13 protein-coding genes are annotated in these 13,643 nt (G+C 64.3%); 10 read left to right on the top strand and 3 right to left on the bottom strand.

Features of this window, described 5'->3' with window-relative positions; translation table 11 throughout:
• Positions 1-9 precede the first annotated feature (9 nt).
• Complete coding sequence (locus CH278_RS20345; protein ID WP_094622716.1) at positions 10-1,956, bottom strand: CocE/NonD family hydrolase; 1,947 nt, start codon at positions 1,954-1,956, stop codon at positions 10-12.
• Positions 1,957-2,192: 236 nt separating this feature from the next.
• On the opposite strand from CH278_RS20345, the gene CH278_RS20340 reads away from it, so the two are divergent.
• The 5 genes from CH278_RS20340 to CH278_RS20320 are packed head-to-tail and all read left to right on the top strand — an operon-like array spanning position 2,193 to position 7,776.
• On the top strand, positions 2,193-3,428 hold the full coding sequence (locus CH278_RS20340) for an SDR family oxidoreductase (RefSeq protein WP_032381281.1): 1,236 nt from the start codon (positions 2,193-2,195) through the stop codon (positions 3,426-3,428).
• A 1-nt stretch (position 3,429) separates the two neighbouring features.
• Positions 3,430-3,627, top strand: coding sequence for a hypothetical protein (locus CH278_RS20335; protein WP_032369733.1), 198 nt, complete (start codon positions 3,430-3,432; stop codon positions 3,625-3,627).
• On the top strand, positions 3,627-4,367 hold the full coding sequence (locus CH278_RS20330; RefSeq protein WP_094622715.1) for a phosphatidylserine decarboxylase: 741 nt from the start codon (positions 3,627-3,629) through the stop codon (positions 4,365-4,367). Before CH278_RS20335 ends, CH278_RS20330 begins: the two co-directional genes overlap by 1 nt.
• A complete protein-coding gene (locus CH278_RS20325) occupies positions 4,364-5,530 on the top strand; it encodes a hypothetical protein (RefSeq protein WP_032386227.1) in 1,167 nt (388 codons plus the stop codon). The genes CH278_RS20330 and CH278_RS20325 overlap by 4 nt, the downstream gene beginning before the upstream one ends.
• Positions 5,527-7,776 carry an MMPL family transporter gene (locus tag CH278_RS20320; RefSeq protein ID WP_094622714.1) on the top strand — a complete coding sequence of 750 codons (2,250 nt, stop codon included), beginning with the start codon at positions 5,527-5,529 and terminating at the stop codon, positions 7,774-7,776. The genes CH278_RS20325 and CH278_RS20320 overlap by 4 nt, the downstream gene beginning before the upstream one ends.
• Here the strand turns inward: CH278_RS20320 and CH278_RS20315 are convergent.
• Both CH278_RS20315 and CH278_RS20310 read right to left on the bottom strand, forming a co-directional pair.
• A complete protein-coding gene (locus tag CH278_RS20315) occupies positions 7,758-8,528 on the bottom strand; it encodes a hypothetical protein (protein ID WP_032407344.1) in 771 nt (256 codons plus the stop codon). The genes CH278_RS20320 and CH278_RS20315 overlap by 19 nt on opposite strands.
• Positions 8,525-9,058: an RNA polymerase sigma factor gene (locus CH278_RS20310; protein WP_230073282.1), complete on the bottom strand. Its 534-nt coding sequence runs from the start codon at positions 9,056-9,058 to the stop codon at positions 8,525-8,527. Before CH278_RS20310 ends, CH278_RS20315 begins: the two co-directional genes overlap by 4 nt.
• 143 nt (positions 9,059-9,201) lie before the next feature.
• Here CH278_RS20310 and CH278_RS20305 point away from each other — a divergent pair, with 143 nt between their 5' ends.
• The 5 genes from CH278_RS20305 to CH278_RS20285 all read left to right on the top strand — a co-directional run bounded on the left by CH278_RS20305 (position 9,202) and on the right by CH278_RS20285 (position 13,639).
• On the top strand, positions 9,202-9,969 hold the full coding sequence (locus CH278_RS20305) for a CHRD domain-containing protein (protein ID WP_032369727.1): 768 nt from the start codon (positions 9,202-9,204) through the stop codon (positions 9,967-9,969).
• Between the two features lie 143 nt (positions 9,970-10,112).
• Positions 10,113-10,598: a class F sortase gene (locus CH278_RS20300; RefSeq protein WP_230592922.1), complete on the top strand. Its 486-nt coding sequence runs from the start codon at positions 10,113-10,115 to the stop codon at positions 10,596-10,598.
• 332 nt (positions 10,599-10,930) lie between these two features.
• Entirely contained in the window at positions 10,931-11,512 is a 582-nt protein-coding gene (gene rplJ / locus CH278_RS20295) for a 50S ribosomal protein L10 (RefSeq protein ID WP_032365266.1), read from the top strand.
• A gap of 81 nt (positions 11,513-11,593) precedes the next feature.
• A complete protein-coding gene (gene rplL / locus CH278_RS20290) occupies positions 11,594-11,980 on the top strand; it encodes a 50S ribosomal protein L7/L12 (RefSeq protein ID WP_032365267.1) in 387 nt (128 codons plus the stop codon).
• 489 nt (positions 11,981-12,469) lie between these two features.
• Entirely contained in the window at positions 12,470-13,639 is a 1,170-nt protein-coding gene (locus CH278_RS20285) for an ATP-binding cassette domain-containing protein (protein ID WP_094622920.1), read from the top strand.
• Positions 13,640-13,643: the final 4 nt, after the last annotated feature.

Here is a 13,643-nt window from a genome sequence, read left to right as displayed (position 1 = left end):
TTCTCGTTCCTACCAGTCGGGGGCACCCAGCACCGGAACCACCAGGTAACTGGGATCGTGTGGGTCGATCGCGATGTCCTGCGGTTTCAGTCGAGTGCGAACGAGGTCCGGCAGGATGGGGATGAACCGTGGTGCGTCGGTGGCGAATACGGCCACCCGGAGGCGATGACCCGTCGCGATCACAGCTTCGGTGCCGAGAATGTCGATGTCGAGTGTGATGGGCTGCCCGACGGGTACCGGCAGCACAGCGGCCTTGGTGAGCGGGTGGTACGGCCGGGTGTAGTCGCCGTTCGGTGCGAACAGTGATCGCTCGTCGTCCACGGCTCGGCGAGACGCGAGCAACGCCCCGTTGCTCAGCACGGTCGACTTACCGTCGGGGGCGACATCGCAGATCATGATCGCCCACAATGCTTCTCGGGCATGGCAGATCACGCGCAGATGCAGGTTCATCGGCCCCGACAGCACGGCGTCCGCGCGGGCGGGTTCGGTGGTGAACGTGGCGGCGGCACTTTCGGCGAATCGGTTGTCGTATGTGAAGCCGCCGCCCAGTAGAGCCGTGACACCGGCGAGAACCTGTGTGGTGTCCCGGGATACGACGGCACGCAGGGACGGACGTACGGTCAGCACGCCGGACGACGTGGACGGCTCGTAGGCGAGGCTGCCGTCGCCGGCGGCGTGGGTGGCGGTGTTCGACGCTTCGGCCGACAGATACAGCCTGCGCGACTGTGCCTGGGGAGCCGGAAAGCGGCCGTGCGCAGTCCAATTGCCGCCCTGTTGTCGGAGGGTGACCGGCCCGTAGTTCTCGATTCCGTTGTCGATGTCGCACAGCCACCTGTCGAACCAGGCTCGCTCGAGTACGTCCAGTCGTGGTGGGAATCCCGGTTCGCCGAAGCCGATTCCGGGATTGACGTGGTAGCCGTCGCCGACGAGTAGTTGTTTGGAGCCGCGTTCGAGAGCGAGTCGGTTGTAGATGTCCGGGGCGGAGCTGCCGAAGATGTCGTGCCAGCAGCCGTAGAGGAAGGTCGGTGCGGTGATGTCCTCGATGACGGCGTCGATGGTGTCGTAGTACGGGTCGTCGTAGATTCGTGGATCATTGCCCGTGACAAAGCCTTTGGCCAGATCGAACAGGTCGGTCGCGGGTGATCGGACGCGGTCGCGAAGCCAGGCGAGGGTATCGATTCCTCGTACCGCAGGTGCCCATTTGAGTCCGTTGACGGCAGCGAGCCACAGGGGAATGAACGCCGAGGTCGCGCCTCCGGTTGCGAAGATCTCGCGAACGATGTCCACCGAACCTTCGACGGCGAATATCGCGTCGAGCCCGTCGGGTCTCTTGGCCGCCGCCTGCAGTGCGTTGATCGCAGAGTACGAGATGCCTGCCATACCGATTCTGCCGTTGCACCAGTATTGCCGGCGCGCCCACTCGATCACTTCGATCGAGTCCAGTTGTTCTCGGGTGCCCAGCACGTCCCAGGTGCCGGTGGAGCTTCCGGTTCCTCGAACGTCGACGATCATCTGGACGTACCCGCTACGAACGAGGTGGCGGTTGACCGACAACAGATCCGCGGCTCCGCCCGCGACCACACGGGTGATTTCGGTGATGCCGTCGAACGCGGTACCGGTCAGGTCGAACGCCGACGAGAACTTCCTGATGGCTCGGCCGAGTATCGGTGTTTCGAGGATCGTATCGATGCCTTTGATCAGCAGCTTGTTGTAGGGCGTCAGGTTCAGGACCGTCGGGAACGTCCCCGGTACCGGCTGCCCGGACGCATCGGCAGGGCGGAAGACGTATGCGCGTAGGGCCGCTCCGTCGCTCATCGGAATGCGCACGTCGGCCGAGACGGACACTCGTGGGTACTGCGGAGCCTGCGCCGTGATCGCTGCCCAGGCCTGCGCGGCCTCGCCGCCGCTGGGGTCGCGCGGGGGTCTCAGGAGGGGGTGGGGCTCGACGGCGGTCATGGAGAACGATTAGACCTTCGAACGACCCTCTTTGTCCTGTGGAACGCGAATCGGTCGTGGTGTGCTCCAACGAGACGGCCTCAGTTCTGTGTTTTGTTGGGAACATTCTCAACGCCGGTTGAGCGTTGCTGTGGGGCGTACCAGACTTTCGAAACCAGCGACTACGACGCGCGCTGCGTTGTTAACGTCTGCCCGTCCGAGTGATGTGGGACACCGACCGTTGCAGGGGAGTACGAATGCACGTAGAAGCACTGTTCGGAGACGGATCGCAACGGCCTATCTGGCCGCACGCGGACGCACTGATCACCAGCGAATGCCCGGGGCTTCGCTTTGCCGGCAAGTACGCCGATGTCGTTGCCCTCAGCAACGGCGATCCCACCGCGCTGCGGCCGTTCATCGACGAGGAGACCCGTCGCCGCGTCGCGAGCATGGCACCACCGCGTACCGACACTGCGCTCGTGTTCGGAGCGAACGGGTTTCTCGGCGCGCATCTGATCGGTCGTCTCACCCGGGACTCCGCCGTCGACGTCGTGTACGCCGTGGTTCGTCCCACCGAGGAGGAGTCGGCTCGAGGGCGACTCCAGCGCACGTTCGATCAGTACGAGATCACGGTCGATGCGGACAAGATTCGGATCGTCGAAGGCACGCCGACCTCGTTCCGCTTCGGTCTGGACAAGGCCGCGTATTTCGAGCTCGCCGCCGGTGTGGGCCAGATCTTCAACTGCGCCAGCTCGACCGACTACACCGAGAGTTACGCCGAGCTGCGGGACGACTGGTTCGTCAGCGTGCTGCGCATCCTCGAATTCAGCATCACCTCGGCCCGAAAGCATCTGACCTACGTCGGCAGCATCGGCGCGCATCTCTATCAGAAGCCCGAGGACTTCCGTCGTCCCGACTCGTGGTGGTACTCCGGGTACGCCCAGATGAAGTGGGTCAACGCCACCTTGCTCGGGTGGTTGTCGATGTCGGACACGTACTCCGTCACGCTGGCCGAGGCCCCCTACATCCTCGGCAGTACCGACTTGGGCCTCGATCCGGGCCGCGTCTACAGCTTCTGGCGCATCGTGGAGTTGGCGATCGCCGCCGGCGCGATCTGGGACGGGCCGGGAATGAACTACGTCCCGGTGGACGTGATGTGCGACGTCATGGCCGGCAACGCACTGCGGAGCCACCCGCTCACCCGATTGTTGCCCAGTAACCCGACCGGTTACGGACACGATCTGTATGCCGAGCTCCTCGGCCTCGACCTGGTGAGCTGGGACGAGTTCGTCGAACGCGTCAGCGTCCGTATCTCTCCTCGGTTCGCCGAGACCATGCTTGCCGACAACATCGACAAGCTGATGCGGCTGGTGCACAAGCCCGAGGCCATCCTGCCCGTCGACCACGACACCTCCTGGTGCGATCACCGCAGGCTCTTCGAGCTGTACTTCGAAAAGGCCCAGCTCAAGACGCTCACCCCTGTCGTCAACTGACGTGGCAGACGGATTCGAGCCGACCTCGGTGCGGTTGCGGGAACTCTCCCTCGGCCACGAGGTCACCAATGCCGTGCTCTCCGTTGGCTTCTACGTCGTGTGTGCAGCTATCGGGCTGCTGCCCGGTGCGCTACGTCACCGGGCAGCGGACGCGTTCGTGACCTGGTCGGAGAGCATCGACGAACAGCGACATCTCTGATGTCGCTCGGACGAGCACTCGTCGGTGTGGGTGTCGCCGTGGCGGCGCCGTTCGGGCTGTTCCTGTACTGGCGCACCCGGTTCTTCTTCCGAGACCCGCATCGCGTTCCGCCGGCCGATCCGCAGTCGGTGGTGGCACCCGCCGACGGGTTCGTCACGTACGTCAAACGCGTCGACGCGGGTTCGACGGCATTCGCCGTCAAGAAGGGCAGAACCATTCCGCTGGACGAGATCGCGGGTGTGGCAGCGACCGAGAGCGGATACCTCATCGGGATCTACATGTCCGAATACTCGGTGCACCGCAACAGGATTCCGATCTCGGGCGCCATCGGCATGCGGCGTCATCGCTCCGCGGCACCGTTCAACAAGTCGATGGCGCGAGTGGGAGCGAACCTGTTGACGCGGCGCACCCCGTACGACGAGGGGTGCGACTACATACTGAGCAACGAGCGGCTCACCATCTCCATCGAACATTCATCGGGGTCGGTGGTGACGGTGACACAGATAGCGGATCTGTGGGTCGACCGGATCGTCGCGCACGTCGCCGTCGGCGACACCGTCGAACGCGGCGAGCAGTACGGGATGATCCGCTTCGGGTCTCAATGCGACGTGTTCGTCCCCGACGCTCTCGCCGAAACCATCACCGTCCGACCGGGCCAGTACGTGTTCGCGGGGGAGAGCGTCGTCGCCCGCTCACCGATCCCGGTGGCAGACAACACTTCACGTGAGAAGGAACGATGATCACTGTCGACCGGGTCGAGTCCACCCAGGACTGGAACGAATTCAAGGCTGTCACCGATCTCGTCTACCAGGGTGATCCGTACCGATTGCCCGACGAACCCATGGATCTCGATCGGATCCTGATTTCGCCGCCGGTCGCCATCGCGTCGACCCGCGATATCGCGGCCTTCCTCGCACGCGAGAACGGGGTCGTCGTCGGACGAGTCGTGGCCATCCACGACACGAGCTTCACCCAGTACACCGGTGAATCCATCGGCTTCTTCGGGTTCTACGAGGCCGTCGACGATCACGAGGTCGCCACCGGCCTGCTCGATGCCGCAGCGGCGTGGCTTGCCGCGCGCGGGCTCGGCGCGATGTCCGGGCCTTTCGGTCCGTCGATGTTCTACAGCGCGGGCATCGTCGTCGACGACGAGCCTGCCCTTCCGTTGGTGGGCATGCCGCACAATCCTCTGTACTACGCAGCCCATTTCGAGAAGTGGGGGCTCGTGGGGATCAAGGACTTCTACAGCTACCTGTTCGACGATCCGTGCGTGATCTACAACCGCCCCGAATATGCGCGGCACATGCAGATCTTCGAAAAGATCAAAGCGCGTTCGGAAGTGACGTTCCGCTCCATGAAGTACCGAACGGTTCGCCGCGACGCGCGCATCGTGCGCGATCTCTACAACAAGACGTTCGTGAACTTCTGGGGTTTCTCACCGCTGTCCTTCGTGGAACTGTTCGAGTTGCTGAGGATGATGCTCCCGGTTCTCGATCGACGGCTGACCCTGCTGGCCGAGTTGGACGGCAAGCCCGTCGGATTTCTGATGGGCATCCCGGACGTCAATCAGGCCGCGGCCAAGGCCGCGCACCTGAAGTCGCGGTGGCTGCGAGACCTGGTGACGCTGTGGCACGTCAAGAAGCCGAGCCGGACGGACGTCATCGACGGGGTGCGGGTGGACATGCTGTTCGTCGATCCGGACTGCCCCGATCGCGCGGTGTCGTCGTTGCTGATCATGGAGTTGTCGGTGCGGATGCGCGATCTCGGCTACACCCGGGTGGAGGCAGCGCCGGTGCTCGACGACAGCCCCTGGATGAAGGGATCGGTGCTGACCCGCATGGAGCAGACTCCGCACCGGACGTACCGCATCTACAACCGCGATCTCGAGCTGCCTCGGCCATGATCGATCGGACGGTGGTGCTCGACCGTGCGCAGACCAGGCTCGACATCGGTGACCGCTGGGGGCGGACGGTCGGCCGTCACAGGTGGCTCGTGCTGGCCGTCTGGCTGTTGCTTGCGGTGGGTTCTGCTACGCTCTATCCGGCACTGCAGAACTCGTTGGTGGGTGCCAACTTCTCCGTCCCCGGTACCGAATCGAGTCGCGCCGACGCGCTCGTCGAACAGCACTTCTCCTCGTTCGGGTCCGAGCAGCTCGTCGTCACGTTCACGTCGGATCGGGTCCGCGTCGCAGATCCCGCTTTCCGCGAACGCGTCGGCGAGACCGTCTCTGCGCTGCGGCAATCCCCGGATGTGCTGCGGGTCGTCGATCCCTACGAGACGGCCGGATTCGTGCCCCAGATCTCCGAGGACGGAACGTCGGCGCTGGCTTTCGTCGGTGTCGGCGGCGACCCTCGCGACCGGATCGCGACAGCAGAACGGATGCAGAAGCTCATCGACGGGGCATCCGCCGGCGGTATCGACGTGGCGGTCACCGGATACTCGCCGATGACCGTCGATCTGACCAAAGTCGAGTCCGACGACGCCGTGCGGGCCGAAAGTATCGGCCTACCACTGGCATTCGTGCTGTTGATCATGGCTCTCGGATCCGTGGTCGCCGGCATCGTGCCGCTCGTCACCACGGGCATCGGAGTGTTGGCGGCGTTCGGGGTGTTCTCGCTGCTCTCGCACGTCATGACCTTCGACGTCCTCGTGACGACGGTGGCGTCGATGTTCGGTCTCGGTCTGGGCATCGATTACGCGCTCTTCATCGTCAGCCGATTTCGAGAGGAAATGGACCGCACCACGCTGCCGGGGGACGCCACGGGTCAGGGGCGTACGAATGCGGCCGTCGGGGCCGCGATGGGAACGGCGGGCCACACGATCGTCATCTCCGGTCTGGTCGTACTCATTTCGCTCGGTGCTCTGGCGATCGTCGATGTTCCTGCCGTGCAGAGTATTTCGTTCGTCGTAGCGCTGACGGTGGCGTGCGTCGTCGTGGTGGCCTGGACGCTGCTACCGGCAATTCTCGCGGTCCTCGGCCCGCGAATCTCGACACTGTCGCTACCGCAGAGGTTTCAGCCTCCGGCGGTCGGTGAGCACGATGCCGCGATACCCACGTGGTGGTCACGGTGGGCGCGACACGTCATCGAACGCCCGTGGCGCTACACGGCCGTCACCGCAGCCGTGCTGCTGGCCGCCCTGGTGCCGATCGGGACCATCCAGTACGGGGTGGACCTCGGAGCCGACGCCCTTGCCGCGGAGCCGAGCGGCCGGGCCAATACGGTCCTCACCGAGAAGTTCGCTCCTGGAACGATTTCGCCGATCACCGTCGTGTTCACCGGCAGCGGTGACCGTCCGCTCGAACCGATGCAGGCGGCCACGGTCGCGGCCTTCGCCGACGACATCCGAGCCGACGGTCGCGTCGATTACGCCCTGGCGCAACAGGACTCCGGCCGCACGCTGCTGATCGTGGTGCCCGCGGTGCCGATCGACTCGACCGAGGCCTCCGACCTGGTCGAGTCGATCCGGTCGCAGGCAGTTGTTGCCGCAGACCGCGACGGCACCACCGTATCCGTCGGCGGAACCACCGCCCTCGTCGTCGATGCCTCCCAGGAGATTTCGAGCAAATTCCTGTGGGTCGTGTTCGCGGTGCTGGCATTCTCGCTCGTGTACCTGGGCATCGTCTTTCGGAGCGTGGTGATTCCGATCAAGGCGGTCGCCATGAATGTGCTCGTCACCGGCGCGGCGTTGGGTGCGACGGTGGCGGTGTTCCAGTGGGGATGGGGATCGTCGCTACTCGGATTCGACAGTCCGGGCTACATCCAGGTGTATCTGCCCGTCACCGTGTTCGCCGTGGTCTTCGGTCTGTCGATGGATTACGAGGTGTTTCTCATCGGCCGGATGCGCGAGGTGTTCGTCTCGCATCGCAACCGACGCAGCGCCAACGACACCGCGATTGTCGACGGCCTCGAGCACACCGCCAGGCCGATCACTGCTGCGGCCGCGATCATGATCGCCGTGTTCGCCAGCTTCCTCACTGCCGATGTTCTCGAACTCCAACAGTTCGGGTTCGCGCTCGCTGTCGCCGTTTTGTTCGACGCGGTTCTGGTGCGCATGATGATGGTGCCGGCGATGATGAAGCTGTTCGGCGAGCGAAATTGGTGGCCCGGATTGCGTTCCGAGACAAGCGTTCAGGCAGACGGCACCTGAGCCGACGCGAGTACGACTCCGTCCGAACCCCTGATCTCGATCTCGGCGACGTCGCCGCGCAGGACGGCGGCATTCATCCGGCACTCGATGGTGACGGTGCTGCCGAGGAACGTGCCGGACGGCCGGTCGACGCCCGATCGGTCGACGAGAACGACGTCGTACGGACCGCCGTCGGAGATGCCGTCCATTTCGAGGACGGTTTCCGTTCCCCACGTGTGGGCGACGAGACCGCCTTCGACGTCGACAGTCGGTCCGCTGGTGGTGAACGATATTTCCTCGTAGGCCCCGAGAGTTCCTGGTGGTCCGGTGACCACGACCTGGGGTTCACCGGGCTCGGAGCGGTATGCGTCGATGCCCAGTACTGCTGCACTGCCGACGACGACACCGACGAGCGCTGCGGCAGCGGCCAACCCGGCCGACCCGTTTCTGACACCGAACCGCGGCCTGGCGACCGGCTGCAATCCGGAGCTGTCCGAACGCTCAGGGACCACGGTGTTCTCGGCGTTGCCGGCGTTCTGGGTGGCGGTCAGGATTCGCTCGCGGAGTCCGGGCGGCGGAGTCGAGTCGAGCCACGGCAGGTTCGGGCCCCGGCGTTCGAGCTGCTCCGTCGTCGCGCGTAGTTCAGCGATCTCGATGTCGACCGTGGGGTCCGACGCGGCCAGTGCGCGAAGTTCGTCGGCTTCGGCATTGTCGAGATCGTCGCCGACTGCTGCAGCGATCAACTCTGCCCGCCGATCGGGTGAGGCTGTCATCGGTCCTCCTTTCTGTCGAGGTTTCTGCGTAGTGCCTTCAGGGCGTAGAAGGCGCGGGTGCGGAGCGTGCGTACCGGCACTCCGGTCGATTCCGACAGCTCGGCGTAGCTGCTTCCGGATACGTGCACAGCCACGACGACCTCGCGGTGGTCGGGCGAGAGCTGTGCCAGTGCCGCGATGATGCGGAGCCGCTCGTCGGTGTCGGCGGTGGTGTCGCGCGTGACGGCGCTCGGTCCGCGTTCGTGCTCGTCGGGCCGGTCCGATGTCGTCGCAGGCACTCTCGCCTGGGACCGAACGAGATCGACGATGACGTTTCGCTCGATCGCGAAGAGCCACGTGCGAAGTGAACCTCGGCTCGGGTCGAAGCGCGCTCTGGCCCGCCAGGCCCGCAGGAACGTCTCCTGCACACAATCCTCGGCGAGGGCTCGATCGCGGAGGGCATTGACGGCGTAACCGAGCATCTCCGACGCGTGCTGGTCGTATGCGGCCGCGACATCGAAGTTCAGCTCGATCACGCTCCCGATGCTCATGACAGTGATTACGTCTGCGGCCCCGCAGGCGTTCATATCCAAGACTGGAATATTTCTTTACCGATATTTGAACATCTACGCGCCGACCGTCGTACACCGTGTACGGGCTCGCCTGCCCGATACTTTCATGGAAGGCACACGAGATGATCACACGTTCCACTACACGCCGGGCGGCGTCCGTTCGTAGATCCGCCACGGCACTCGTCGGCGGTACGGCCACCGCGGCGGCGCTGCTGCTGTTCTCGGCGGGCCCGGCCGCTGCCGACACCCCGGTCGCCGAACCGGACAGTTTCACCAGCGCATTCACCGCGATGGCCACGCCCGATCAGGTTCTGAACGGTGACGGCGTGGCCACTCCGGGTCAGCCGGGCGCGATGGGCACCTTCACGCTGCGGATCAATTCCGACCTCGACATCATCTGCTACGACATCTCGCTGAACGGTGTGACAGGTGACTACATGAGCCCGGCCAAGACGGCTACTCATATCCACCAGGCCGCAGCAGGTGCAGCGGGACCGCCGCGCCTCGCGTTCCCGAACCCGACCCCCGTCGGGGACGGCCCGCGCAACAGCAACGGCTGCATGCAGGGTCCGTTCACCACCGGTCTGACCCCGGCCGGTGCCGATGCAGACAGCGGTACCGGATTCACGTTGGACCGGATCGAAGCCGACCCAGCAGGCTTCGCGGCCGACACCCACACCGTCGACTTCTCGGCCGGAGCGGTCCGAGGACAGCTGACCCGGATTCCGGTCGGATCGGTAGCAACCGGAGGTGGCGGCGCGGCGCTCGCCGCGGCATCCGATTCGGCGACCGGTTCCGCAGCTCCCGTCGTCGGCGCGGTAGCCCTCGGCGCGATGGCTGTCGCGGGCGTGACGTTGGTGGCACGGCGCACCCGCGGGGTGCAGAGCTGAAGCTCCCCACGCGGGCTGCACTCGCGGCCGCGGTTCTGACGGCTGCGGTTCTGACGGCGGTGGTGACGGGATGTGGTGCGTCGCCACCGTCGCCACCGTCGTCACAACCTGAGCCGGCCCCGACGGTGTCCTCTTCGTCGCCCGTGCCCGTGCCCTCGCCCGAACTGTCCGGCGTAGTGGGGGATCGGCCGATCCCGATGCGCCTGAGCATTCCTGCCATCGCGCTCGACGAGGGGCTCGTCGGCCTGGGTATTGCCGACAGCGGCGAGATGGAGGTACCCACCGACTACGACGACGTCGGGTGGTTCACCGGCGGTGGCCGACCCGGTGGGATCGGCAGTCCGACGGTGTTCGCCGGGCATGTCGACTCGACTACCGGGCCTGCGGTGTTCGATCGGCTGTCGGATCTGAACCCGGGCGATATCGTCACGGTCGGCGACGAAGCAGGTGGCCGAGCGGACTATCGGATCGAGCGCATCGGCGACCACGGCAAGGCGGACTTCCCGACGGCGTCGGTGTTCGGCGCGGTGCCCGGCGACGAGATCCGGTTGATCACCTGTTCGGGCGATTTCGATGCGACCGTGGGCAGTTACGAACGCAACCTGGTCGTCTACGGGGTGCGGCAGTAGCCGATCGTTTTGGAGTTGACCCCCGAGGTGTTGTAGCCTGGTCGACGGTCCAGAAGGAATGTGCTCGCAGTGCGTGCATTTCTTTCGTTCCGCCCAATCAAGTTCTACCCAAGACCGTTGGTCACCGCCTTCTCGAGGGAAATTTCCTGACAGGTGTGCGGTTGAAGGTCCGAGATCGCTTCGGACGGCCCACGCAGGAGAACGCGGTAGGGAACCTGTCGTGCAGCTTCGGCTGCCACTTGTTCACGCCCCGTGTGCTTCCTGCACCGGGGCGTTCGTCGTTTTCCGGCCCTCTCGCGATCGACACAACTTCCCACGAGAGGAGGCGAAGTATGGCAAAGCCCGAAAAGGTCTCCGCAGTTTCGGAGATCACCGACCAGTTCAAGGGTTCGACGGCTGCCGTCGTCACGGAATACCGTGGCCTGTCGGTTTCCGGTCTGACTCAGCTCCGGCGTGCGCTCGGCGAAGGTGCCACGTACTCCGTCGCCAAGAACACCCTGGTCAAGCGCGCAGCTGCCGATGCCGGCATCACCGGCCTCGACGACTTGTTCGTCGGACCGACCGCCATTGCATTCATCAAGGGCGAGCCGGTCGACGCTGCGAAGGCCATCAAGGCCTTCGCGAAGGACAACAAGGCCTTGATCATCAAGGGCGGCTACATGGACGGCGCAACGCTGTCCGTGGACGAGATCAACAAGATCGCAGACCTCGAGTCTCGCGAGATCCTGTTGGCCAAGCTCGCCGGCGCCATGAAGGGCAACTTGTCGAAGGCTGCAGGCCTGTTCAACGCTCCCGCATCGCAGTTCGCCCGCTTGGCGTTCGCGTTGCAGGAGAAGAAGGCTGCCGGCGAACCTGCCGCAGCCGAGGCCCCTGCAGAAGCAGAAGCACCGGCGGAAGCTCCCGCCGAAAGCTGATCCGCTGGCATTAGCGAACAGCTCCACACCAACACCATGTCGCGGATCAGCGGCCAGGTACTTACAGGAAGGACCGCCACCATGGCGAAGCTCAGCACCGAAGAATTGCTCGACCAGTTCAAGGAGCTCACCCTCCTCGAGCTCAGCGAGTTCGTGAAGGCATTCGAGGAGACCTTCGAGGTCACCGCAGCTGCTCCCGTCGCAGTTGCAGCAGCAGGCGGAGCAGGCGCTCCGGCTGAGGCAGCCGAAGAGCAGGACGAGTTCGATGTCGTTCTCGAGTCGGCCGGCGACAAGAAGATCCAGGTCATCAAGGTCGTCCGTGAGGTCGTCTCCGGCCTCGGCCTGAAGGAAGCCAAGGACCTCGTCGAGAGCGCTCCGAAGGCAATCCTGGAGAAGGTCGCCAAGGATGCAGCCGAGGCTGCCAAGGAGAAGCTGGAAGCTGCCGGCGCAAAGATCTCCGTCAAGTAAGACCGCTTCACTGCAGTCGTACTTCGCGCTCTCAACATCGAGCGCACAGAAGGGGCCGTCCTCACTTCGGTGAGGGCGGCCCTTTTCTGTGTTCGGGGGAGGGCTGCTCCTGCGTTCGATGGAGCCTTCTCCTGTGTTCGATGCGGATCGCATCGCGCTGCGTTGTGACCGATCACGGAGTCTTCTCGATCCCGGGACATCGGCAACGCGTCACTGTTTACTCGTGAACGCCGAAGTCCGAAGCTTTCCGAATGGTCTCGGCCGGGTGCAGTTGTGTCTTGTCACAGAATCCGACGGCAGGGACTTGTCACAGTTCGGGCGACTTCCCGACCGGCTCGCGTGAGATGAGCCACACTGATGCAAGCTCTACAGCCTGACTCGGGGAAGTTCTTACTGGGCGGTAAGCTCCTGTGTCGGAGCGGACACGTGCATGGGATACAGTGACGCAACCCACATCCGGGTCGATGTGTATGAATTGTGGAGGTCAGCGTGGGAGTCGAGGTTTCGGTCGAAGGATTGACCAAGTCTTTCGGTGTACAGAAGATTTGGCAGGACGTGACGTTGACTCTGCCGAAGGGTGAAGTCAGTGCATTGCTCGGTCCTTCCGGTACCGGTAAGTCGGTCTTCCTCAAGTCGCTGATCGGTCTCCTTCGCCCCGAGCAGGGCAAGATTTTCATCGACGGAACCGACATCCTGCAGTGCTCCTCGCGTGAGCTCTACGAGATCCGCAAGCTGTTCGGAGTGCTCTTCCAGGACGGTGCCCTGTTCGGCTCGATGAACCTCTACGACAACGTCGCCTTCCCGCTTCGCGAGCACACCAAGAAGTCCGAGTCCGACATTCGCAAGATCGTCATGGAGAAGCTCGAACTGACGGGTCTGCTCGGTGCCGAGGACAAGCTGCCCGGTGAGATCTCCGGTGGTATGCGCAAGCGTGCCGGCCTCGCCCGCGCGCTGGTGCTGGACCCGGAGATCATTCTCGTCGACGAGCCGGACTCCGGCCTCGATCCTGTTCGTACGACGTACATTTCGCAGACATTGATCGACATCAACGCCAACATCGATGCCACGATCCTCATCGTCTCGCACAACATCAATCTGGCTCGAACGGTCCCCGACAACATCGGCATGCTGTTCCGTCGTCAGCTGGTCATGTTCGGCCCCCGTGAGGTGCTGCTCACCAGTGACGAGCCGGTGGTCAAGCAATTCCTGAACGGCACGATGATCGGGCCGATCGGAATGTCGGAAGAGAAGGACGAGGCGCAGATGGCGCAGGAGCAGGCCATGGTCGACGCCGGTCACCACGCCGGTGGCGTCGACGACGTCGAAGGCATCGTGCCGCAGATGAAGGCCACCCCGGGTACGCCGGTGCGCCAGGCCGTCGGACGCAGGCAGGAGCGGGTGCGCCAGATCATGCACACCCTGCCGCACAGCGCTCAGGTCGCGATCCAGGAGAGCCTCGACAGCACCGACTCGGGGCAGCGTTACCCGGCGTACGCAGACCAGCAGGGTTACGACCAGCAGGGCTACGACCAGCAGGGCTACGACCAACAGGGGTACGGCCAGCAGGGCTACGACCAACAGGGGTACAGCCAACAAGGCTACGACCAAGGACATGATCAGCAGGGCTACCAAGCTCCAACACAAGGTCGGGGTCAATAGCAGA

The sequence above is a fragment of the Rhodococcus sp. 05-2254-5 genome, assembly GCF_002258575.1.
GTDB classification, from domain to species: Bacteria; Actinomycetota; Actinomycetes; order Mycobacteriales; family Mycobacteriaceae; genus Rhodococcoides; species Rhodococcoides fascians.
This window is presented reverse-complemented; position numbering and strand designations above follow the sequence as displayed.

Excerpts from the sequence above, each read along its gene's own strand:
- CH278_RS20345 (WP_094622716.1), bottom strand. The coding sequence starts at position 1,956 with ATGACCGCCGTCGAGCCCCACCCCCTCCTGAGACCCCCGCGCGACCCC.
- CH278_RS20340 (WP_032381281.1), top strand. The coding sequence starts at position 2,193 with ATGCACGTAGAAGCACTGTTCGGAGACGGATCGCAACGGCCTATCTGG.
- CH278_RS20330 (WP_094622715.1), top strand. The coding sequence starts at position 3,627 with ATGTCGCTCGGACGAGCACTCGTCGGTGTGGGTGTCGCCGTGGCGGCG.
- CH278_RS20325 (WP_032386227.1), top strand. The coding sequence starts at position 4,364 with ATGATCACTGTCGACCGGGTCGAGTCCACCCAGGACTGGAACGAATTC.
- CH278_RS20320 (WP_094622714.1), top strand. The coding sequence starts at position 5,527 with ATGATCGATCGGACGGTGGTGCTCGACCGTGCGCAGACCAGGCTCGAC.
- CH278_RS20315 (WP_032407344.1), bottom strand. The coding sequence starts at position 8,528 with ATGACAGCCTCACCCGATCGGCGGGCAGAGTTGATCGCTGCAGCAGTC.
- CH278_RS20310 (WP_230073282.1), bottom strand. The coding sequence starts at position 9,058 with ATGAGCATCGGGAGCGTGATCGAGCTGAACTTCGATGTCGCGGCCGCA.
- CH278_RS20305 (WP_032369727.1), top strand. The coding sequence starts at position 9,202 with ATGATCACACGTTCCACTACACGCCGGGCGGCGTCCGTTCGTAGATCC.
- rplJ (WP_032365266.1), top strand. The coding sequence starts at position 10,931 with ATGGCAAAGCCCGAAAAGGTCTCCGCAGTTTCGGAGATCACCGACCAG.
- rplL (WP_032365267.1), top strand. The coding sequence starts at position 11,594 with ATGGCGAAGCTCAGCACCGAAGAATTGCTCGACCAGTTCAAGGAGCTC.